This is a genomic window from Parabacteroides sp. B2-S-102, from assembly GCF_023656665.1.
In the GTDB taxonomy this organism is placed as follows: Bacteria; Bacteroidota; Bacteroidia; order Bacteroidales; family Tannerellaceae; genus Parabacteroides; species Parabacteroides distasonis.
Map to the genome: position 1 here is coordinate 98935 of NZ_JAMOKM010000001.1, position 23429 is coordinate 122363.

At 49.1% G+C, this 23429-nt stretch carries 18 protein-coding genes and 1 tRNA gene; 17 read left to right on the forward strand and 2 right to left on the reverse strand.

The window, feature by feature from the left end; all coding sequences use genetic code 11:
* Positions 1–3 precede the first annotated feature (3 nt).
* From xpt to NBH07_RS00390, 3 genes are read left to right on the forward strand one after another with little or no spacing between them, the layout of a single operon-like run.
* On the forward strand, positions 4–570 hold the full coding sequence (gene xpt / locus NBH07_RS00380; RefSeq protein ID WP_005855972.1) for a xanthine phosphoribosyltransferase: 567 nt from the start codon (positions 4–6) through the stop codon (positions 568–570).
* A gap of 10 nt (positions 571–580) precedes the next feature.
* Positions 581–994 carry a PaaI family thioesterase gene (locus NBH07_RS00385; RefSeq protein ID WP_005855973.1) on the forward strand — a complete coding sequence of 138 codons (414 nt, stop codon included), beginning with the start codon at positions 581–583 and terminating at the stop codon, positions 992–994.
* A 27-nt stretch (positions 995–1021) separates the two neighbouring features.
* Positions 1022–2881, forward strand: coding sequence for a serine hydrolase (locus NBH07_RS00390; RefSeq protein ID WP_009017815.1), 1860 nt, complete (start codon positions 1022–1024; stop codon positions 2879–2881).
* 195 nt (positions 2882–3076) lie between these two features.
* Here NBH07_RS00390 and NBH07_RS00395 read toward each other — a convergent pair.
* A tRNA-Met gene (locus NBH07_RS00395) sits at positions 3077–3148 on the reverse strand.
* Positions 3149–3298: 150 nt separating this feature from the next.
* On the opposite strand from NBH07_RS00395, the gene NBH07_RS00400 reads away from it, so the two are divergent.
* The 11 genes from NBH07_RS00400 (at position 3299) to NBH07_RS00450 (ending at position 17462) form a co-directional block, all read left to right on the forward strand.
* Positions 3299–3892 (forward strand): TetR/AcrR family transcriptional regulator, encoded by a 594-nt coding sequence (locus NBH07_RS00400; protein ID WP_011966477.1) that lies wholly within the window; start codon positions 3299–3301, stop codon positions 3890–3892.
* 16 nt (positions 3893–3908) lie between these two features.
* Positions 3909–4853 carry a 3-oxoacyl-ACP synthase III family protein gene (locus NBH07_RS00405; RefSeq protein ID WP_005855976.1) on the forward strand — a complete coding sequence of 315 codons (945 nt, stop codon included), beginning with the start codon at positions 3909–3911 and terminating at the stop codon, positions 4851–4853.
* A 20-nt stretch (positions 4854–4873) separates the two neighbouring features.
* Entirely contained in the window at positions 4874–5620 is a 747-nt protein-coding gene (gene fabG / locus NBH07_RS00410; RefSeq protein ID WP_008771802.1) for a 3-oxoacyl-[acyl-carrier-protein] reductase, read from the forward strand.
* Between the two features lies 1 nt (position 5621).
* Positions 5622–6296 carry an RluA family pseudouridine synthase gene (locus NBH07_RS00415; protein WP_009017818.1) on the forward strand — a complete coding sequence of 225 codons (675 nt, stop codon included), beginning with the start codon at positions 5622–5624 and terminating at the stop codon, positions 6294–6296.
* A 279-nt stretch (positions 6297–6575) separates the two neighbouring features.
* Positions 6576–7742 (forward strand): efflux RND transporter periplasmic adaptor subunit, encoded by a 1167-nt coding sequence (locus NBH07_RS00420; protein WP_009017819.1) that lies wholly within the window; start codon positions 6576–6578, stop codon positions 7740–7742.
* Entirely contained in the window at positions 7739–10903 is a 3165-nt protein-coding gene (locus tag NBH07_RS00425) for an efflux RND transporter permease subunit (protein ID WP_009017820.1), read from the forward strand. The genes NBH07_RS00420 and NBH07_RS00425 overlap by 4 nt, the downstream gene beginning before the upstream one ends.
* A complete protein-coding gene (locus NBH07_RS00430; RefSeq protein WP_009017821.1) occupies positions 10900–12279 on the forward strand; it encodes an efflux transporter outer membrane subunit in 1380 nt (459 codons plus the stop codon). The genes NBH07_RS00425 and NBH07_RS00430 overlap by 4 nt, the downstream gene beginning before the upstream one ends.
* A 262-nt stretch (positions 12280–12541) precedes the next feature.
* Complete coding sequence (locus tag NBH07_RS00435; protein WP_009017822.1) at positions 12542–13777, forward strand: DUF4934 domain-containing protein; 1236 nt, start codon at positions 12542–12544, stop codon at positions 13775–13777.
* 49 nt (positions 13778–13826) lie between these two features.
* Complete coding sequence (gene metA, locus NBH07_RS00440) at positions 13827–14759, forward strand: homoserine O-acetyltransferase MetA (protein WP_005855991.1); 933 nt, start codon at positions 13827–13829, stop codon at positions 14757–14759.
* Positions 14760–16604, forward strand: coding sequence for a peptidase U32 family protein (locus NBH07_RS00445; protein ID WP_156682640.1), 1845 nt, complete (start codon positions 14760–14762; stop codon positions 16602–16604). It abuts the gene before it with no gap.
* A gap of 39 nt (positions 16605–16643) precedes the next feature.
* Positions 16644–17462 (forward strand): peptidylprolyl isomerase, encoded by an 819-nt coding sequence (locus NBH07_RS00450; protein WP_005855996.1) that lies wholly within the window; start codon positions 16644–16646, stop codon positions 17460–17462.
* Between the two features lie 153 nt (positions 17463–17615).
* Here the strand turns inward: NBH07_RS00450 and NBH07_RS00455 are convergent, their stop codons facing one another.
* Positions 17616–18083 carry a WbuC family cupin fold metalloprotein gene (locus tag NBH07_RS00455; RefSeq protein ID WP_009017824.1) on the reverse strand — a complete coding sequence of 156 codons (468 nt, stop codon included), beginning with the start codon at positions 18081–18083 and terminating at the stop codon, positions 17616–17618.
* A gap of 120 nt (positions 18084–18203) precedes the next feature.
* Here NBH07_RS00455 and NBH07_RS00460 point away from each other — a divergent pair, with 120 nt between their 5' ends.
* The 3 genes from NBH07_RS00460 to NBH07_RS00470 are packed head-to-tail and all read left to right on the forward strand — an operon-like array spanning position 18204 to position 23355.
* Positions 18204–19661: an MBOAT family O-acyltransferase gene (locus NBH07_RS00460; protein ID WP_008771812.1), complete on the forward strand. Its 1458-nt coding sequence runs from the start codon at positions 18204–18206 to the stop codon at positions 19659–19661.
* A 5-nt stretch (positions 19662–19666) separates the two neighbouring features.
* Positions 19667–20575, forward strand: a complete 909-nt coding sequence (locus NBH07_RS00465) for a hypothetical protein (RefSeq protein ID WP_009017825.1) — start codon at positions 19667–19669, stop codon at positions 20573–20575.
* Between the two features lie 44 nt (positions 20576–20619).
* Positions 20620–23355 carry a hybrid sensor histidine kinase/response regulator transcription factor gene (locus NBH07_RS00470; protein ID WP_057318832.1) on the forward strand — a complete coding sequence of 912 codons (2736 nt, stop codon included), beginning with the start codon at positions 20620–20622 and terminating at the stop codon, positions 23353–23355.
* The last annotated feature ends 74 nt before the right edge of the window (positions 23356–23429 follow it).

The window sequence follows — 23429 nt, forward strand, 5'->3', positions numbered from 1 at the left end:
ATTATGGAATTATTGAAGCAACGCATCTTGCAAGACGGCCGCTGTTATCCCGGCGGTATCCTTAAAGTGGATAGTTTTATCAACCATCAAATGGACCCGATGTTGATGTATAAGATCGCCGAGGAATTTATCCGTCGTTTTCAAGATCGTAAGATAAACAAGATCGTGACCATCGAGGCGAGCGGTATCGCCCCGGCCATTATGGTGGGTTATATCATGCAGTTGCCGGTGGTCTTCGTAAAGAAGAAGAAACCGAAGACGATGGAGAACATGCTCTCTACCGTGGTCCATTCCTTCACGAAGGATCGTGACTATACGGTATGTATCAGCAATAACTTCTTAACCCCGGAGGATCATATCCTGTTTATCGATGATTTCTTGGCTTACGGAAACGCCGCCATGGGAATGGTCGAGTTGGCGGAGCAATCGGGAGCCGTGATCGAGGGTATGGGTTTTATTATCGAGAAGGCGTTTCAAGATGGCGGGAACCTGCTGCGTGAAAAGGGCATACGTGTGGAGAGCCTCGCCATTATCGATAATCTGGATGATTGTAAGATAACGGTTCGTTAAAGGAAAAGATATGGATGAGAGAATAAAAGAAAAGTTGATTAACCGTGCGAAGACGAATCCTTATGTGAATTTTCTGGGGATCGACTTCACGGTTATCGAGGAAGGTCGTGTAGAGGCGCATATGCCCTTGCATGACGAGCAGAGACAATATAGCGGCGTGACGCATGGGGGTGTCTTGGCTGCTTTGGCGGATACGATCGCCGGTTTCGCCGCCTATACGATGACCCCGCTGGAGAAAGACGTGCTGACGGCAGAGTTGAAAATGTCTTTCTTACGGGCCGCTTGGGGTAATGAGCTGATCGCCAAGGGTACCGTGATCAAGGCGGGACGGAATATACATTTTTGTGAGTGCGAGATTTATTGCGACGATAAGTTGGTGAGCAAATCTTCCGGCACCTTTTGTGTGGTCCATCCCCAAGTATAGAAAAGATGTTACTTATTTATCAATATCATGAAGACTTCAAATGTAAAAAGAATCCTTTGCGGCTGCCTGTTGTTCGCCGCTACGTGGCCGGCATTCAGCCAGCCTGCCACGAATCCCCGCCTGATCATCCGTGCGGATGACATGGGGTCGTTCCGTTCCGCCAATATAGCGTGTATGGAAGGGTATAAGAATGGGGTGGAGACCTGTATAGAGGTTATGGTTGTCACCTCGTGGTTCCCCGAGGCCGCCCGGCTGTTGAGGGAGAACCCGGGGATAGATGTCGGGCTTCACCTGACGTTTACCAGCGAATGGGATAACGTGAAATGGCGTCCGCTGACGCATTGTCCCAGCTTGACTGATAGCAATGGTTATTTCTTGCCGATGATGTCTCCGAATCCCGCCTACCCGGGTCTGGCCATTCTGGAGAATACATGGAGCTTGGCCGAGATCGAGCAAGAGGCCCGGGCCCAGATAGAGATGGCCTTGAAGAACATTCCCCAGATCAGCCATATCTCCGGCCATATGGGATCGACTGGTTTCGATCCGGAGGTGGTGAAGCTGATGCGCCGCTTGTCCGAGGAATATCATCTGCCGGTCGTGGATCGGGTAGAGGCGATGCAGGAATACGATTTCACCTATTCCGGATATGATGGAGCCTCCAAGACTCCGGCCGAGAAGGAGGCCAGTTTCATCCGGATGTTGGATAAGTTGGAACCCGGTAAACGCTATATGTTCTTGGATCACCCGGCCTTGGATAACGAGGAGATGAAAACCGTCGGGCATATCGGCTACGAGAACGTGGCGATGGACCGTCAAGGCGTGACCGATCTTTTTACCAGTCCGAAGGTGAAGCAAGCCTTGAAGGATAAGAACATAGACTTGATCAGTTATAACGATCTGACCAAGGAGCTTCCTCGTGCGGAAGCCTCGAAAACCTTGGATAAGGCGTTCGGCAATTATCTGCGGGCGGTGAAAAAGGCGGATCAAGACTTGCATAGTATCATGATCCTCCAGCATGGAAAGGTCGTAAAGGAACAATGGCTGGGTGAGGGCGACCGCCATACGCCGCACGTCTTGAACTCCGTCAGCAAGACCTTTACGGCTACGGCTATCGGTTTCGCCGTCGCGGAGGGTAAATTGAAGGTCACGGACAAGGTGATCTCCTTCTTCCCCGACCAATTACCGGCCGAGGTAAGCCCTTACTTGAAAGAGCTGGAGATACGTCACCTATTGACCATGTCCTCCGGTCATGATGTCGATCCCACCGCTTTAGTACGGCAGGAGGGGAACGAGAATGCCGATTGGGTAAAGATTTTCCTCTCGGCGCCGTTGGTACATAAACCGGGAACCTATTTCGTATACAACAGTCTCGGCACGTATATGCTTTCCGCTATCATCCAGAAGGTGACCGGTGAGAAGGTGATCAATTATCTCTATCCCCGTCTGTTCCGTCCGCTGGGTATCGTCGGCGCTACTTGGGAAGAGAGTCCCCAAGGCATCAATTGCGGCGGTTGGGGTTTGTACCTCAAGACCGAGGATCTAGCGAAAATGGGTCAGTTTTTCCTGCAAAAGGGAAAATGGAACGATAAGCAATTGCTTCCCGAAAGCTGGATAGAGGAAGCTACTACCTCCAAGATAGCCTCTTTGCCCGCTGGTATGAGACCGGAGAACTTGAAGATGAAACCGAAAGATAGCGACTGGTTACAAGGCTACGGTTACCAGATGTGGCGTTGCCGCCATAACGCCGTTCGTGCCGATGGAGCCAATGGACAATACATTATTATATTGCCCGAGCAAGATGCGGTAATCGCCATGACCGCGAATATCGGCGATATGCAGGCCGAGATCAACTTGATATGGAAATATATCTTGCCTGCCTTGAGATAGGAGATGTAGGCCCTACGTCCGGGAAACCAATAAGAGCCCCCGGACGTAAGCCTATGACTTGTTGGGCGTAAGCGAATGGTTTACGGTACGTAAGTCAATGGATTGCGGGAAAAACTCAATGATTCCCACCCCGTAAACCATTGGGTTACGAAAAAAGAAAAGCCTTCTGGTCACAGACCGGAAGGCTTTTCTTAGTTGCGGAGGCAAGACTCGAACTTACGACCTTTGGGTTATGAGCCCAACGAGCTACCACTGCTCCACTCCGCGATATAGTTGCTATCATTTCTTGATTGCGAGTGCAAAGGTAGGGATATTTTCTTACAAAACAAATTTATTGCAAGTTTTTTTTAATATACTTGGTAGATACGATCTTTTTTAAGTACTTTGCGCACAGTTTTAATCAAAATGTGCAATACAATGCCGATGACAGTTTCTAAAACACGTGACATGTTGGTGGATGTGGCCAGACAATTGTTTGCCCGCATGGGGGTTGATAACACGACGATGAACGATATTGCACAGGCATCTCGTAAGGGGAGACGTACGCTTTATACGTACTTTAAAAGCAAGAACGAGATCTATTTGGCGGTAGTGGAGTCGGAGCTGGACCAGCTTCATAAGATGCTGGTGGACGTGGCCAGCAAGGATCTGCCGGCGGACGAGAAGTTGCTGACGTTTATCTATAGCCGCTTGGACGCTGTAAAGGCGTTGGTATTTCGGAACGGTACGTTGCGAGCTACCTTCTTCCGTGATATATGGCGGGTGGAGAAGGTACGCAAGAGCTTCGACCTTCGGGAAGTGGAGATCATTAAGGGAATATTGGACGATGGCGTGAAGGAAGGTGTATTCAGCATGCCGGACACGGACATTACCGCCCTCGTGCTCCATCATGCCTTGAAAGGACTGGAGGTGCCCTATATCCGGGGGATCATGGGTGATAATATCAGCCAGCGGATTAAACGTAGAGACAATGTGATGAATTTAATATTCAACGGAATAAAGATTAAGTAAATCAAAGACACTAAGGATGTTTATTAATGCGACAGGGTTTTATGTGCCTGAAGAACGGGTAGATAACCAACATTTTCTTGAATTAAACGGGTTGACGAGTGAGTGGATTGAGCAACGGACGGGCATTCATACCCGCTCGAAAGCGAAAGAGGAAGAGAATATCAATACCATGAGCCTTGAGGCCGTGAAGGACGCTCTTCCCAAATTGCCTTACGATATCACGGAGGTAGACTTGATCGTCTCCGCTTCGTATTCTCCCTATGATACGGTTGCGACGGCCGCGCATACGGTTCAACATGAGTATACTATCGCTGACGCGAAAGCTTTATATCTATCCTCGGCTTGTTCTTCTTTCTTGAACGCCTTGGAGGTTGTGGAGGGATATTTCGCCATGGGGAAGGCTTCCAAGGCTTTGGTGCTTTCCGCTGATAAGAACTCCGCTTATTATAATGAGACAGACCCGAAGGCGGGCCATTTATGGGGTGATGCCGCCGCCGCTTTCTTTATCTCCAAGGAGCGGATCGGTGAGGGCGACGCCGAGATCGTAGAGGTTTACACGCAAGGTCTCGGCCATTTGTCGAAAGCGATGGAGGCGGTTCACTTGCGTCCTCGTGACGGCGGTATCTTGATGCCGGAGGGGCGTGACGTATTTATCCAAGCTTGTACCTATATGCCTAAGAATGTCCTTCATTTGTTGGAGAAGAACGGTTATACGCTGGATAACCTTACTTATTTCATCGGCCATCAGGCGAATATGCGTATCATGGCGAATATCGCCAAGCAATTGAACTTGCCGGACGAGAAATTTTTACACAATATCGAGGAGCTGGGAAATACGGGTTCCGTAAGCTCGGCCTTGGTATATGCCCAGAACGATAAGAATTTCAAGAAAGACGACTTGATCGCTATCACGGTATTCGGCGGTGGCTATTCAACGGGAGCTTGCTTGATTAAACATTGATATTAAAAAATTTGAGTAATATGAAACTATTAGAAGGTAAAGTGGCTGTCGTAACGGGTGCCGCTCGTGGTATTGGTAAGGCTATCGCCTTGAAGTTTGCCCAAGAGGGCGCTAACATCGCTTTCACGGATCTAGTGATCGATGAGAATGGCTTGGCTACACAGGCTGAGATCGAGGCCTTGGGTGTAAAGGCGAAAGGATACGCTTCCAACGCTGCTAACTTTGAGGAGACTCATAACGTCGTTGCCGAGATCGTGAAGGATTTCGGACGTATCGATATCTTGGTGAACAACGCCGGTATCACGAAAGACGGCTTGATGATGCGTATGAGCGAGGGACAATGGGACGCTGTGTTGAACGTGAACTTGAAGTCCGCTTTCAACTTTATCCACGCTTGTACCCCGGTCATGATGAAGCAACGTGCGGGTAGCATTATCAATATGTCTTCTGTCGTAGGTGTTCATGGTAACGCCGGACAAGCTAACTACTCCGCTTCCAAGGCCGGTATGATCGGCTTGGCTAAGTCTGTCGCTCAGGAGTTGGGTTCTCGTGGCATTCGTGCGAACGCTATCGCCCCGGGATTTATCATCACGGATATGACCGCCCAGTTGTCTGAGGAGGTACGTGCCGAGTGGTGCAAGAAGATTCCTTTGCGCCGTGGCGGTACGGTCGAGGATGTGGCTAATATCGCTACCTTCTTGGCTTCGGATATGTCTTCTTATGTATCCGGACAGGTTATTCAGGTTGACGGCGGTATGAACATGTAATATGGAGGTTATTTACGAGGATAATCATATTATAGCGGTAGATAAGACTTGTCGTGAGATCGTGCAAGGCGACAAGACGGGCGATAAGCCTCTTTCGGAGATGCTGAAGGCATGGCTGAAGGAGAAGTATTGCAAGCCCGGTAACGTTTTTGTCGGTGTCACGCACCGTCTGGATCGTCCGGTGAGCGGGGTCGTGATTTTCGCCAAGACGAGCAAGGCCCTCTCTCGCTTGAACGAGATGTTTCGTGTCGGTGAGGTGCGCAAGACGTATTGGGCGATCGTCAAGAACCGTCCCCCGCAGGATGAGGGTGAGTTGGTGGATTGGCTGGTGCGGAACGAGAAGCAAAATAAGAGTTACGCTTACGATACCGAGCGGCCGAATGCCAAGAAAGCCATCCTGCGTTATAAATTGATCGCCCATTCGGATAATTATTATCTGTTGGAGATCGATTTGAAGACGGGGCGGCACCATCAGATCCGCTGTCAGTTGGCGAAGATGGGATGTCCGATCAAGGGGGATCTGAAATATGGTTTCGATCGTTCCAATAAGGATGGGGGCATTAGCTTACACGCTCGTAGCGCGGAGTTTATCCATCCGGTTTCAAAAGAGAACGTGCGAATTGTCGCTCCCGTGCCGGATGATAATTTGTGGAAAGCGTTGTCGGTTGACCGATAATAATTGATATTGATAAAGATCTGATATATGTGGAATCCTTTCGGATGGAGAAAACGTTTCATTCGAAAGGATTTTGTTTTTAAAGTGTAGACTTACCCAGTAGGTGTGGATTTATTCCCCGGTTGGATACACCCTAATTTTAGTATAAATGTTAACATAAACGCTATACGATTTGTTATTAAGTGAAGTAATGTTAATTATCGGTCTCCTCGAGAAAAATGGAATGATTCTTTCTTTCTTTACATAACAAATGTGACATAAGTAATTTATATAGGTAGAATGAGCAGGAAAAGATTGGCAAAAGTACAGGTTATCTTGATAGCCCTTGTAGTAGCGATGACGGGTTGCCGCCATAAGGAAGAGCAGCAATTGCCCATCGTGATCGTAGACAAACCCTCAAAAGAAGACGTGCAGATTTATGGCGAGTACGTGGGACGTATCCGTGCCGCCAGCTTTGTCGAGGTACATGCCCGTGTGGAGGGATTCCTAGAGAAAATGTTGTTTGAGGAAGGTAAACGGGTGAAGCAGAATGAGCCCCTGTTTATGATTAATCCCGATAAATATCGTGCTAGGGTAGAGAAGGCGAAAGCCCAACTGAAGAAAAGCCAAGCCCAAGCGGCCAAGGCCCGGCGTGACGTGGAACGCCTGAAACCGTTGTACGAGCAACACGCCGCCAGCCAGCTGGATTTGGATAACGCCACGGCCGCTCTGGAAGACGCCGAGGCGAATATCGCCATGAGCAAGGCGGATCTGGATCAAGCGGAGATGGAGTTGAGCTATACGGTAGTGACCTCGCCGCTGTCCGGGTATATCAGTGAGCGTTTCGTGGATGTGGGCGCTTTGGTGGGCCCGGGTGTCAATTCGAAATTGGCGGCTGTCGTGAAGAGCGACACGGTATTGGTCGATTTTAAGATGACCGCCTTGGATTACCTGCGTGCCGAGCGTCGTAACGTGAAGTTTGGCGAGCGGGATACGACCCGTTCGTGGCAGCCTACCGTTACGGTTACTTTGGCGGACGACTCTGAATACCCGGTAAAAGGTATCGTGGACTTCGCCGATCCGCTGGTGGACCCGAAGACCGGTACGTTTGGCGTTCGTGCGGAACTATCCAACCCGAACCAGAAATTATTGCCCGGACAGTTCACGAAAGTGAAGCTCCTGCTGGATGTCCGAGAGCGTTCGATTGTCGTTCCCCGGAAAGCGCTCTCGATCGAGAAAGGAGGTGCGTTCATCTATATCATCCGTAGGGACGATATCGCCGAGAAGCGTTTCGTGCAGACCGGCCCGGAGATCGGCAACAAGGTCGTGATCGAACGAGGCTTGGGCGAGAACGAGCGAGTAGTGGTAGAGGGTTATCATAAATTGGTACCGGGCGTGAAGGTACATGCGGTAGAGGCCGGCGACGAGAAGGCTATCCAAGCGCTTAGAGAGGAGGAAGAACAATGAAACCGGGATTCTTTATAGACCGTCCTGTCTTTTCGACCGTCTTATCGATCCTGATCGTGATTGTCGGAATCATCGGATTGGCATTGTTGCCTGTGGACCAGTATCCGCAGATTACGCCCCCCGTGGTGAAGATCAGCGCCACGTATCCGGGAGCGAGCGCCCTGACAGTGTCTCAAGCGGTCGCTACCCCAATCGAGCAGGAGCTGAACGGTACGCCCGGCATGATTTATATGCAAAGTAGTAGCTCGAACTCGGGTAGCTTGAATATTACGGTGACCTTCGATGTATCCGCCGACGCGGACTTGGCGGCTGTCGAGATCCAGAACCGTGTGAAACTGGCCGAGAGCCGTTTGCCCGCCGAGGTGATCCAGAATGGTATCACGATCGAGAAGCAGGCACCCAGCCAGTTGATGACCTTGAGCTTGATGTCCGACGATCCGAAGTTCGACGAGATCTATCTGAGTAACTTCGCCACGATCAACGTGTTGGACGTATTGCGCCGTATCCCGGGCGTAGGCCGTGTATCGAATATCGGTAGCCGTTATTACGGTATGCAGATCTGGGTGTATCCGGATCGGTTGGCCAATATGGGATTGACGGTAAAGGACTTGCAGGATGCCTTGAAAGACCAGAACCGGGAATCGGCGGCGGGCGAGCTGGGTAAGCAACCTGTGCTGGACGTGGATGTCACCTTGCCTATCACGGCCCCGGGACGTTTGTCCACCGTGAAGGAGTTTGAGGATATCGTGGTGCGGGCGAACCCGGATGGCTCGATCGTCCGGATGAGCGACGTGGCCCGGGTATCGCTGGAGGCTTCCTCGTATTCTACGGAGAGTGGGATCAACGGGAAGAACGCCGCTATCTTGGGTATCTATATGTTGCCGGGAGCGAACGCTCTGGAGGTCGCCACGAAGGTGAAAGAGGCGATGAAGGATATCAGCAAGAACTTTCCGGAAGGCTTGGAGTATAATTTCCCGTTTGATATGACGGAATATATCTCCCAATCCGTGCATGAGGTGTATAAGACCTTGTTCGAGGCCCTCTTCTTGGTCGTTCTCGTGGTGTTCCTCTCGTTGCAGAACTGGCGTGCGGCCTTGATCCCGACGATCGCTGTCCCGATCTCCTTGATCGGTACGTTCGGTTTCATGTTGATCTTCGGCTTCTCGTTGAATATGCTAACCTTGCTGGGATTGATCTTGGCGATCGGTATCGTGGTGGACGACGCTATCGTGGTGGTGGAGAACGTGGAGCGTATCATGGCCGAGGAACGTGTGACCGCCCGTGAGGCTACGCATAAGGCGATGCGGGAATTATCCGGTGCCTTGATCGCTACCTCCATGGTATTGGCCGCCGTGTTCGTGCCGGTGAGTTTCTTGGGGGGTATCACGGGGCAGTTGTACCGTCAGTTCTCCGTCACGATCGTGGTTTCCGTGTTGCTGTCCACGGTAGTGGCCTTGACGTTGAGTCCGGCGATGTGCGCCATCATCTTGCGTCCGTCTCATAAGAAGAAAGCGTTTATTTTCCGTAAGATCAATCTGTGGTTGGCGAAAGGAAATAAGAAATATACGAAGTTGTTGCGTATCTCCATCGCTAATCCCCGCCGTATCTTGGCAGGGTTCGGGATGGTGCTGGTGGCTATCTTCGTCTTGAACCGGGTGTTGCCTACCAGCTTTATCCCGGAGGAGGATCAAGGATTCTTCACCGTAGAGCTGGAGATGCCCGAGGGTACTACCTTGGAGCGTACACGTGCCGTGACAGACCGTGCGATCGAGTTCCTCGACCATCATCCGGCCGTGGCCTACGTACAGAACGTAACCGGTAGCAGTCCCCGTGTCGGTACGAACCAAGGGCGTGCCACGCTGACGGTGATCCTAAAACCGTGGGAAGAGCGTAAATCCTCCGGTATGAAGGTAGAGGACGTGATGGCCGATGCCCGCCGGGAATTCTATTATTACCCCGAGGCTAAGTCGTACGTGAACCGTCCGCCGGTAATCCCGGGCTTGGGCGAGAGCGGTGGCTTGGAGATGCAGTTGGAGGCTAGGGGAGACGCTAGCTGGGATAATCTGGTAAGCGCCACGGATACCTTCCTGTATTACGCCTCGCAGGCGCCGGAGCTTCAAGGCGTGTCTTCCGCCATGCAGAGCGAGATCCCGCAGTTGTATTTCGACGTGGATCGTGACCGGGCGAAGTTCCTCGGCATCCCTTTGTCCGATATCTTCTCGACCATGAAAGCTTATCTGGGCTCTGTGTACGTGAACGACTTCAATATGTTCAACCGTATTTACCGTGTATATATCCAAGCGGAGGCGCCTTACCGGGCTACCCGGGATAATCTGGATTTGTTCTTCGTCCGCAGTAAGGATGGGGCGATGGTTCCATTGACTGCCTTGGGCACGACCCAATATACGACCGGTCCGGGAACGATCAAGCGTTTCAATATGTTCACCACGGCCTCGATCAACGCCGTAGCCGCTCCGGGATATAGTACGGGTGAGGCGATGGCTGCGATGGAACGGATCGCTAGGGAGCATCTGCCCGAGAATATCGGTCTGGAGTGGAGCGGTCTTTCCTATCAAGAGAAACAGGCCGGTGGGCAGACTGGTTTTGTCTTGGCGTTGGTCTTCTTGTTTGTCTTCTTGTTCTTGGCGGCTCAGTATGAGAGCTGGATCGTGCCGATCGCCGTATTGCTTTCCTTGCCGGTAGCTACGCTGGGCGCCTACTTGGGCATCTGGGCGACAGGGTTGGAGAACGATATTTATTATCAGATCGGTCTGGTAACCTTGATCGGTTTGGCGGCGAAGAACGCTATCTTGATCGTTGAGTTCGCCAAGGTACAGGTGGATAACGGGGTAGATGTGGTGAGAGCCGCTATCCATGCCGCCCAGATGCGTTTCCGCCCGATCTTGATGACCTCGTTGGCCTTCGTGTTGGGTATGCTTCCGATGGTGTTAGCCAGCGGACCGGGCTCAGCTTCCCGCCATAGTATCGGTACGGGCGTGTTCTTCGGTATGCTGGTGGCGATTACGGTAGGTATCGTGTTGGTTCCCTTCTTCTTTGTTTTGATCTATAAGATAAAGGGAAAGATGCGTATGGAACGTATCGCTCAAAAGAAAGAAGTGGTAACCTCTATTTTAAAGAGACACAAAAACGGAAAATTATGATGACAAAGAATTTCTATATAGCCGCTTTCGTCGTTTCTATGCTGGCGTTCTCTTCCTGCAAGATCGGAAAGCGGTACGTACGTCCGGAGTTGAACCTGCCGGACCGGATCGAGGCTTATACGGATACGACCGATACGGCATCCGTGGAGAATATCCCATGGGAGAGCCTTTACGCCGATGAGGCCTTGAAGGATCTGATCAGAAAGGCGCTGGATAATAATAAGGATATGAAGATCGCCGCCGCCAAGGTGAAGGAGATGATCGCCGCCAAGCGGATCTCTTTCGCGAGTATGCTGCCGGAGGTGGGAGCGAATATCTATGCGCAAAAGGAACGCTTGAATTATGGAGGGGATAACCCAAAGCCCGATCCAGAATTTGGGGCGAAGCTGACTTTGTCTTGGGAATTAGATTTATGGGGCAACCTTCGCTGGGCGAATGAGGCAGCCATCGCTTCCTATATGGAGACCGTGGAAGGACAACGTGCCTTGCGATTGACCATCATCGCCGAGGTTGCCGCCAATTATTATCAACTTTGCGCCTTGGACCAAGAGTTGTCGATCGTACAGCAAACTTTGGACGCACGCCGTGAGGGTGTTCGCTTGGCGAAGCTTCGCTATGAGGGCGGACTTACTTCCGAGACGGCTTACAACCAAGCCCAAGTGGAGTTGGCCCGTACCGAGACCTTGATCCCCTCGCTGGAGCGTCAGATCAAGATCAAGGAAAGCGACCTCAGCACGTTGTTGGGCGAGTATACGGATGATATCCCCCGTGGTCTTTCCTTGAGCGACCAGCACTTGCCGGATGCCTTACCGATCGGCTTACCGTCTTCTTTGCTGGAGCGCCGACCGGACATGCGTCAAGCGGAGTTTAAGCTTCGGGCGGCGAACGCTCAGGTAGGTGTGGCGCAAACGGACTTATTCCCGAAGATCCGTTTGACAAGTAATTACGGTTTCGAGAGCGATGAGTTAAGCAGCATCTTGAAGAGTCCGGCTGGTTTTATCGCCGGAAGCCTGTTGCAGCCGATCTTCGCCATGGGGAAGAACAAGGCGAAAGTGAAAGCGGCGAAGGCTCGTTACGAGCAAGAGGTCTATAGTTATGAAAAGAGCGTATTAGGCGCTTTCAAGGAGGTGAACAACGCTATCGTGACCGTCCGCAAGGTGAAGGAGATCCGTGCTTCCCGCATGAATCTGGAAGCCTCCGCCAGTAAATATCTGGAACTCGCCCAACTGCAATACATCAACGGTGTCATCAGCTACATGGACGTATTGGATGCCCAGCGTGGTTTGCTGGACGCCCAGATCGGTTTGAACAATGCCGTGCTGGATGAGTTGCTGTCGGTGGTATACCTGTATAAGGCTTTAGGGGGAGGGTTCTAATCCTTATACCTAAAGCAGATATATGGATATCAATCTATAAACCAATGGACTCCATCCTATAACTCAATGGAATACGAACAAGATCCCATTGAGTTATAGGATGGAGTCCATTGGTTTTCTTATTTATAATAACCATTAAATAATGAGATATTTACGAGTTTTTCGAACAAATCTTTGCGTAGCCATTAAAAATTCCCTATATTGCGCAAGGTGAATGTTATTTGCCTTTATCCTTAAATTTAAACTAAAAGAAAAGACTATTATGAGACAGAGCTTGATAGCGGCGGGAATGTTTTTATTAACGGGAGGTATGGTTGGTTGCGGTACCTCTTCTACCCAAGAGAAAGAGGATCTTATCGTGGTGGACGTATCGAAGGATTATCCCAAAAAGGAACTGATCTTGCAAGATCTTTTTGACGTGGAATATATTCCGTTGGAGACTACGGACGAGTTCGTGACGCTAGGCTGGTTGCAAGCGATCGGGAAGGATGTGATGATCATACGGAATATGTTTGCTGCCGATGGTGACATTTTTATTTACGACCGGAAAGGTAAGGCTATTCGGCATATCAATCGGAAAGGGCAGGGGAACGAGGAGTATGCCGCAACGAATGGCATCTATCTGGACGATGAGAAAGGAGAACTGTTTGTTGGTAATCTGCGGCAAAGAAAGATAATGACTTATGACTTGTTTGGGAATTTCAAGCGAAGCTTCACGTTCAAGGAAGGAGAAGACGAGGATACGAAATCATGGGTTTATTATAAAGCGATCTTCAATTTTGACAGGGATCACTTCATCTGCCAAGATGCTAGTAGTGGGCGTAATTTCAATGGGGCTTATCAGGATCTTGAGCCTAGGAATATATTCCTGATAGTATCCAAGCAAGATGGGAGTGTGGTAGAAGAAATAAAAGTCCCTTTTGAGAAAAAGGTGTCGCAAGTATTGTTCGACGAAAAGGGCATAGGTATGGTTAATAACCCTTGTATCGTCCCTTACGAGGATCGTTGGCTACTTACGGAGCCATCTTGCGATACGGTCTACACCTACTCGTCCGCCGAGGGATTAAAGCCTTTTATCGTAAGGACTCCCTCTATTCAATCCATGAGCCCGGAGATCTTTCTTTTCCCGGGTGTGGTTACGGATCGTTATTGTTTTATGCAGACCGTAAAGAAAGAGTTGAACTTGGCGATGATGGATACCTACTATCGGTTGATGAGAACCGATTTGGTGTACGACAGGGAAACAAAGGAAGTATCTGAGTATGTCCTGTATAACGATGATTTCACGAAAGAGGTACCGATCGCCAACCTCGTGGACGAGATTTTCGACCTCACGGTCTTCAATAACGACGAGATCGCCTTCACGTGGCGGATAAATACCCCCGAACTTGTCGAGGCCTATCAAGAAGGACACCTCAAAGGCAAGCTAAAGGAGATCGCCGCGGGTATGCATGAGGAGGATAACCCGGTGATCATGGTGGCGAAGTATAAGCGATAATGAGAAAATTCTCATTATCTTTGCGCTCATATAAAATCAGAGATAGAAAATGCCATTAAATTTACAAAAGAACTTACCGGCTATCGAGCTGCTGAAGAAGGAACATATCTTCGTGATGGATTCCTTGCGTGCGTCGGAGCAGGATATCCGCCCCCTTCGGGTAGTCGTATTGAATTTGATGCCCCTTAAGATAACGACCGAGACGGACTTGGTTCGCCTCCTCAGTAATACACCCCTGCAAGTGGAACTTGATTTCATGAAGATCAAGGGACATACGCCGAAGAATACGCCCATCGAGCATATGCAAGAATTTTATAAGGATTTCGATGAGATGGCGGATGATTTCTACGACGGGATGATCGTGACGGGCGCTCCCGTGGAGCAGATGCCTTTCGAGGAAGTTAGTTATTGGGAGGAGATCACGCAGATATTCGATTGGGCCCGTACGCACGTTACCTCCACGCTCTATATCTGCTGGGCGGCGCAAGCGGGGCTATACCATTTCTATGGGGTGCCTAAATATGATTTGCCGGCCAAGATGTTCGGTGTCTTCCGTCATTCGCTCCGGGAACCGTTTGTTCCGATCTTCCGGGGGTTCGATGACGAGTTCTTCGTGCCTCATAGCCGTCATACCGAGATTCGCCGGGAGGATATCATGAAGGTGCCCGAGCTCACCTTATTGTCCGAGAGCGAGGAATCCGGCGTCTATATGGCGATGGCTCGTGGCGGACGGGAATTCTTCATCACCGGCCATTCCGAGTATTCGCCCTATACGCTGAATGATGAGTATATGCGTGATTTGGGGAAGGGATTGCCCATCAACAAGCCTCGTAATTATTACCGGAATAACGATCCGGCGCAAGGTCCGGTGGTACGTTGGCGGGGGCACGCGAACCTGCTGTTCACCAATTGGCTGAACTACTACGTATACCAAGAGACCCCGTTCCGCCGGGAAGATATTAAAAAACTAGGAAGCTTGTAAATGAGAAAAGAACCCCGTTCGATAGAACTGTTATCTCCCGCTAAGGATCTGATTTGCGGCAGGGAGGCGATTAACCATGGTGCCGATGCCGTGTATATCGGTGCCCCGAAGTTCGGAGCCCGTGCCGCTGCCGGTAATACGCTGGACGATATACGGCAGCTTTGCGATTACGCCCATCTCTATTCGGCTCGTATTTACGTGGCCTTGAACACTATCTTGAAAGAAGAGGAGCTGGCAGAGGCCGAGCAAATGATCTGGCAGCTTTACGAGGCCGGGGCAGATGCCTTGATCGTTCAAGACATGGGTATCACCCAGTTGAACCTTCCGCCCATCCCCTTGCACGCCAGTACGCAAACGGATAACCGTACGCCGGAGAAGGTGAGATTCCTGCAAGAGGCAGGTTTCACGCAAGTCGTATTGGCGAGAGAGCTATCACTGAACCAGATACGGGAGATCGCCGAGCGAACGACCGTGCCTCTGGAGGTCTTCGTGCACGGGGCGCTGTGCGTAAGCTATAGCGGCCAGTGTTACCTGAGCGCCGCCTTGAGCGGACGAAGCGCCAACCGGGGGGAATGCGCCCAGTATTGCCGCCTGCCTTATAGCTTGATCGATGCGGATGGGAAGGAGATCGTATCGGGTAAACATCTCCTATCCTTGAAAGATATGAACCGAGGGGAATACTTAGAGGAGCTGTTGGATGCCGGTGTCTCTTCCTTGAAGATCGAGGGTCGTTTGAAGGATGTATCTTACGTGAAAAACGTAACGGCTTGGTATCGGAAGAAACTGGACGCTATCTTGGCTCGTCGGCCGGAATACCGTCGTGCCTCGGCCGGGCATAGCACTTACACATTCCAGCCTGTGGCGGAGAAAAGCTTCAACCGGGGTTTCACGCCTTTCTTATGGAAGGAGCGCACGAAGGATATCACCAGCTTTGATACGCCTAAGTCCTTGGGTGAACCGGTGGGTACGGTGAAGGAACTGAAAGGAAACTCTTTCACGATCGCCGGACTGAAACAATTGAATAACGGAGACGGGCTTACCTTCTTCAACGAGAAAGGGGAGTTGGAGGGTTTCCGGGTAAACCGTGTGGAGGCGAACCGAATCTTTACGCTGGATCGCCCGGCGATCCGTCCGAAGATGCCTTTGTACCGGAATTTCGATCAAGAGTTTGATAAACTGCTATCCAAGCCATCCGCCGAGCGGAAACTCTCTGTCCGGATGGAATTTCAAGATAACGCCTTTGGCTTCACGTTAAGTATGGCGGACGAGACAGGAGCCCGTATCATGCTCACCAAGCCGTTCGAGAAAGAACCGGCCCGGAGGGAGCAGGCGGAGAATATCCGTACCCAGCTCTCTAAGTTGGGGAACACGCCTTTCGAGGCGGAGGAAGTTGCCGTGGCGATGTCCGATAACTGGTTTGTCCCTTCTTCTTTATTGGCCGAGATGCGTAGGCTAGGGGTGGAGAGGCTTATCTCTACCCGGCGGATTCGTTACCGCAGGGAAGAGGCTCGTCCGTTTAAGCCGTGTGTAGGCGAGACTCCGGAAGCCCCTTTCCCCGAGAAGTGTCTGACCTATTTAGGGAATGTATCCAATAGCAAGGCTGGTGCCTTTTATAAGGCGCATGGCGTGACTGCCGTGGAAGACGCTTTCGAGTTGTCTCCCCGGAAGGATGTCCCTTTGATGTTCACGAAACATTGCCTGCGGTACAGTATGGGATGGTGCCCTACTTACCAGAAGCAGAAGTCTCCCTATAAGGAGCCTTACTTCCTGCGCTATAAGGAAACGCTCTTGCGTTTGTGCTTCGACTGCAAGAATTGCCAGATGTTGATCTATGCGGAGGAATAACGGGCTTTGTAACTACTTAATCCGATAAATAAAACAGGTATGAAACGACAAATTTTCTCGCTGTTCCTGCTCTTGCTCACGTTGGTAGCTTGTGGGGATAAGCCTTTGGACCCGAATAAACCCGTATATGTGAAAATCAAGACGACGATGGGAGACGTCACCGTCCTGCTATACGACGACACGCCTCTTCACCGGGATAACTTCATCAAGCTCTGTCAGTCGAACGAGTATGAGGGTATGCTTTTCCACCGTGTTATCAAGGAGTTTGTCGTGCAAGGTGGTGATCCGGAGAGTAAAGCGCATGAGCCGGGTGCCTTGTATGGGGATGGCGATGGTGGTTATACCGTTCCCGCTGAGATATTACCTAATCATTTTAATAAGAAAGGCGCTTTGATCGACGCGAAAGAGATCGATGCCGTGAATCCGGAACGTGCTTCCGCCGGTACGCAGTTCTGTTTTGTGCAAGGGAAAGTCTTGGACGACAAGGAGCTTGCGGAGAAAGAGGCTCGTATCAACGAGATCCGCCGCAACTGGTTGTACTATAAATTCCGGGATGAGCTGAAAAAGCAAGATCCTTCCTTGGCCGCCGATTCCTTGGAGAATGAGTTACATGCCCGTGCGTCCATCTTGGTGGAAGATACGTTGGCGGTATTAGGCCCGGTAGTGATCCCGGCCGAACGGCGTGAGATTTATAAGACGATCGGTGGCGTTCCGCATCTGGATGGCTCGGTAACGATCTTTGGCGAGGTAGTGGAAGGCTTCGATATCGTAGAGAAGATCTCCGTGGTAAAGACGGATAAGAACGATCGTCCTTTACACGACGTGATGATTAAATCGACGAAGGTTTTCCAGAAATAATAACAATGCCTATTATAAGGAGGTAACGATGCCCATTGTAAGCTCCTTATAATGGGCATCGTAAACACTTTAGAATGGGCATTGTTAAAACCCTCGGATAGCTCTTGTTATACGAGGCTGATCGCTAGCTTGTTATACTAAAAGTATCATCAATCATATTTGGCTCTCGAGCCATTCCAGATACTTCTTTACTCCCTCCGTATCTTCCGCCTCGGGGCTCCAAGGCGCTAGGTTCTCCGGTGCTAGCGGCGCGAACGGCCCTTGCTTTATCTCATAAATAACCGATCCGGATTCCAGTACCAGAAGCCCGTGCCATATCCCTGCCTTGATCTCCGCTCCATAAGCGCCTTCCTTTGGATTCAGTATCGTTTTCTCCGTGATATTCCCTTCCTCGTCAAACAAGAATACCGCTACCTTCCCACGCAGCAGCAAGAATATCTCGTCTTTCGCCGGATTTAAATGCCGGTGCGGACGCAAATACGTACCGGGCTCCATGGCATTCAGTAACCGATTGATCGGATCATCCAATTTCTCATGGAAATTATAGTTCATTCGCAGGCGGGGAGACTGCAAGGCTTTGGCCTGGGTCTCGTCGAGTAATTGTTCGTTGATTATCTTCATCTCTGTATCTTATTGTATTTCTGAGCTACGAATATACGAAATATTTATTGGTCAATGCTTGATATTCCTTATCTTTGCGCCTTGATGATACATATTCTTGAGTCTGAAAATTAAATATTTATGTTATTTAATTCCATAGAGTTCCTTATATTCCTGCCATTGGTTTTCTTTGGTTACTGGTTTGTTTTCAAGTCTTTGCGGTGGCAAAATCTATTTGTGGTAGCTGTTAGTTACCTGTTCTACGGATGGTGGGACTGGCGCTTTTTGCTGCTGATCCTGTTTACGTCGTTATGCAGTTACTTGAGTGGAGTCTATTTGGAGAAATGCGCTGGCAACCGGTTGGTCCAAAAGTGGATAAGTGCCGGTAATATTTTACTGAACCTTTCGATCTTGGGCGTATTTAAGTACTTTGATTTTTTTACCGAGAATTTGGTAAATGTCCTTCACCTATTGGGCTGGGATGCCGATTACGTGACGTTGAATATCTTGCTCCCTGTCGGGATCAGTTTTTATACGTTTCAGGCTTTGAGCTATACGATTGATGTTTACCAAGGTAAAATCAAGGCGACTCATGATATCGTGGCATTCTTCGCTTATATCAGTTTCTTCCCCCAATTAGTGGCGGGCCCGATAGAACGGGCTACCCATTTGTTACCTCAGTTTCTCCGGCCTCGTAATTTCGATTGTGATCTGGCGTTGGATGGTATACGCCAGATGCTTTGGGGATTTTTCAAGAAAGTGGTGGTTGCCGATAACTGCGCTTTGTTCGTGAACGGTGTGTTTGAGAATTACCAGACGTTGGATGGGAGTACCTTGTTTCTGGGGGCTTTCTTCTTTACGATACAGATTTACGGGGATTTTTCCGGATATTCGGATATAGCGATCGGCTGTGCCCGGTTGTTTGGCATAGACCTTATGCAGAACTTTAAGTATCCTTATTTCTCCCGGGATATAGCGGAGTTTTGGCGGCGTTGGCATATCTCTTTGACGACTTGGTTCCGGGATTATATCTATATACCCCTAGGGGGAAGCCGGGCAGGGAAATGGAAGAGCTTCCGGAATACCCTTGTTATTTTCTTGGTAAGTGGGTTCTGGCACGGGGCTAACTGGACGTTTGTGGCATGGGGAGCGTATCATGCATTGTTGTTTCTGCCATTGTTATTGTTGGGTCAAAATAGGAGGTATAGAGATTCCGTGGCGGAAAACAGTTTCCTCCCCTCTGTGAAGGAATTGACACAGATGGGAGCTACGTTTTTGCTGGTCTTATTGGGATGGATTCTGTTCCGGTCGGAAGATATATCCCAAGCGGCTGTGTATCTCGAGCGGATGTTCAATGTCTCGTTATTCTCGGCTCCTCAGCTTGTGGGCTTGGGATTCGGGCAACTCCTGCTGAAGAAATGTTTCTTTTTCACGGCTCTTATGTTCGTCGTGGAATGGATCGGCCGAAAACAGGCGCATGGGTTGATGATAGAGGACCTGAGCCTTCCGGTTCGGTATGTTATCTATACGGTATTGCTGATTATCATCTATGGTTTCGACGCCAGTAATCCACAAGGTTTCATTTATTTTCAATTCTGATAAGTATGAGAAGGTTCTTTATTGCTATATTCTGGTATTTAGGGGTGGTAGGATGTTTAGGGTTGCTTAGTTGCCTGCTGATCCGCTCTTATTTTCATATAAGCGTACCCAGCCTCAAAAGTGATCCGGAAGTGGAGGTATTGATTTTGGGCGATTCCCATCCTTTACATTCGATATCCGCCGATATGCTGGGGAAATCGAGGAATGACGCTAAATCCAGTGAGAATTATTTCAATACCTATATCGATTTATGCTTGAAAGCGCCTTACCTTCCCCATTTGAAAACCGTGATATTGGGGTTTGGTTACCACACGTTTACCGTGGCCGATGATTCCTATCAAGATGAGTTTCCTGCCTATATGTCTATTTATCCCCATCTAAAGGAGCGGGAGGATTTGCGACTTTTGGTACAGGAGGCTGTTTCGCCGGTAACCCGTAAGGAGGTCATGTATTCGTATGAGTTTGGCGTTCCGTTCAAGAATTGCGTAGCTGAGATTAAAAGGAATGTGATCGAGCGTATTTTCACGGGGGCGACCGGGGGAACACTAGACGTTATTATCGATCGTCATTACTATGATGATAAGGGTGCTTATTTATTGCCATCCTCATTTCAACAAGAGATGTTGGGGCGAATCGTAGAGGAATGTAAGAAGCGGGATCTGTCTCTTATTTTGTACAATGCCCCTGTTTCCACGGAATATATGGAACGGGTTCCTTCGAGTTATCGAGAATTGACGGATTCTTTGGCTCGGGAATACGTGGATGATAAAACGGTCTTTTATTTGAATTATACGGCTGTACCGTTACCTGATTCTTGCTATAGGGACGCTGATCATTTGAATGAAATCGGTATCCATAGATTTACCCCGTTGTTAAAAGATACCTTGACTTGTTTGGGGGTAATTTCGGAATAGTTTTCGTATATTTGTAGAATAAACGATCGAATTAAATATACCACATGAAAGGAAACCCGCTTTATATCCTGCTTTGGCTATTCCTTATTCTTTGCTTTGCCTGTTCGCCCGGTAAAAAAGAAAAGAAATATGTCATCGGTGTATCTCAATGCTCGATGACGGATATTTGGCGTCAATCCATGATACGTGATATGGAAGTAGAGGCTTTAAATCATCCGGAGATCGAGTTGGTCGTAATGGATGCTAGTCAGGATAATGATACTCAGATCAGCCAGATAAAAGGTTTTATCAAGAAAAAGGTGGATTTGCTGATTATATCGTCGAATGAGACCGAGCCTGTTACGCCTGTCGCTGTTGAGGCGTACAGGGCTGGTATTCCCACTATCATATTGGACCGGAAAATTAATAGCGATGAATATACGACGTATATTGGAGCGGATAATTACGAGATCGGTCGTTCGATCGGAATGTACATCAGCTCCTTGATCAAGGGGGAGACAACGATTTTAGAGATATGGGGACGAAGAGGCTCTTCCTCCGCTACAGAAAGACATCAAGGTTTTGTCGATGCGATGTCTATTGATCCGAATGTGAAGATCCGGGAGTTGGATGGGTATTGGTATAAGGAGAATGCCTATGAGGAAGTCTTGAAGCTGGATTCCATAGAGGATGTCGATATCGTTTTCGCTCATAATGATATGATGGCCTTAGGGGCCCGTGAGGCGATTGAGGAGCGAGATTCGTCGCTGGTGGGGCACGTGGAATTTATAGGCGTGGATGGACTCTTGGGAGGAGGCTTGGGCGTGGAGGCGGTTGCGCAGGGTAAGTTGGATGCCTCTTTTTATTATCCGACAGGTGGTGGGGTGGCTATTAAGGTAGCATGGCAGATCTTAAGCGGACAAGCTTATACGAAAAAGTATGCGTTAAGCACCGCTATGATCGATAAGACCAACGCCGGTACCCTTTATTTACAATCAGACCGGTTGGTAGAATATCAACGCCAGATCGAGAAACAGCGTGCGAATTTGTCGCAATTGCTCTCGAAATATAACTTTCTTTATAGTTCCTTGATTATTATCTTGATATTGGCGCTTTTGTTGGGTGGTTCCGCTATTTACACGGTTTATATTAATCGTAAAGTGCGCCAGAAGAATCATTTGTTGAATGAGAGAAATCGTTTGGTACAACAACAGAAAGAGGAACTCTCGGTAGCGAACCAGCGTATCGAGCAAGTCACGACACAGAAATTGCAGTTCTTTACGAATGTATCTCACGAGATAAAGACTCCTTTGACCTTGATTCTAGGGCCTCTGAACAAGATGGCGCAAGATGCCCCGGCAGGCGCTTTCGCGGATGATATCCGCATCGTTAAGAAGAATGCGGAACGCTTGAAACGTGTGATCGACCAATTGCTGGATTTCCGGAAGATAGAGAATAATAAGATGGGATTGCGGGTTACTAAGATGGATTTGGTCTTTTTAATCCAAGAGGTGAAATCTTATTTTAATACTCTGGCCCAGAGTAAGCGAATTGATTATACCTTCCTGCATGAAATGAATTCTCTTTTTGTTTGGGTGGATACGGACAAAATGGAGAAGATATTAACGAACTTGCTTTCGAACGCTTTTAAGTTTACCCCGGAGCAGGGGAAGATTACGATTCGTTTGCGGGAGGAGGAGACGGAGGTTGTCTTATCGGTGGAAGATAATGGAGAGGGTATTCCCCCGGAAAACCTAGCCTCCGTATTCGAGCGCTTTTTTACAAGCGGGCAAAGCTATGCTCCGGGAACGGGTATCGGACTGCATCTGACACGGGAATTTGTCCTTATGCATAAAGGCTCGATCCACGTGGAAAGCGAGCAAGGCGAACGGACAGTGTTTACCGTTCAGATCCCGAAAGGTAAATCTCATTTTGATGAATCTTGTGTCTTTCTGTCGAATGCGACAGAATCGTCCTCTGGTGTAGCGCATTTGGATATATCCCAAGTTCAAGAAACGTTGAATAAGAAATATGATTATATGATCTTGATCGTTGAGGATGATTGGGATATTCGCGCTTATTTACAGCATGAGTTGTCCGGGAATTTTAATGTACTTGTAGCGGAGAATGGTGCCAAGGCCTTGGATATTCTATTGAAGGAAAATGTATCACTGGTCGTCAGTGACGTGATGATGCCGGAGATGAATGGCTTCGAGCTTTGCCGCCGGGTTAAGTCGGATATGGCCCTCAGTCATATCCCGGTAATCTTGCTTACGGCTCTTTCGGATGACAGTCAACGCTTGTATGGATTTGAGGGGGGAGCGGATGAATATATCCAGAAACCGTTCAATATCGAGATCGTGAAATTACGTATCATTAAATTGTTGGAAGAACGTAATCGTTTGCGAGAGGTTTTCTTGAAAGAGTCTCAATCGCCTGCGGGACTTTCCATCGAGACAAAAGGGAAGGTAGAGAGTCTGGATGATTTGTTTATGCGTAAGTTTATCGCTTTGATAGAGGAGAATTATAGCGATCCCGATTTCAGTATAGAGAAAGGCAGTGAGAAACTGGGCCTGTCTCGTGTGCATTTATATCGAAAGGTGAAGGAGTTGTCCGGGATTACCCCTACGGACTTTTTGCGTAACTATCGTTTGAAAAAGGCATCCGCCCTATTGAAGCAGCGATCCGGAACGATTAGCGAGGTTGCTTATGCCACGGGATTCGGCTCGCCGGCCTATTTCTCCAAATGCTTTAAAGCGGTTTATAATATAACGCCAACCGAGTTTATAGAGTCTTTGTAAGGATGCTGCTTGTACAGATGTTACATACGGGTAACGTCTGTTATTGTCCCTTGAAAATAAATCTTTTATGTAAC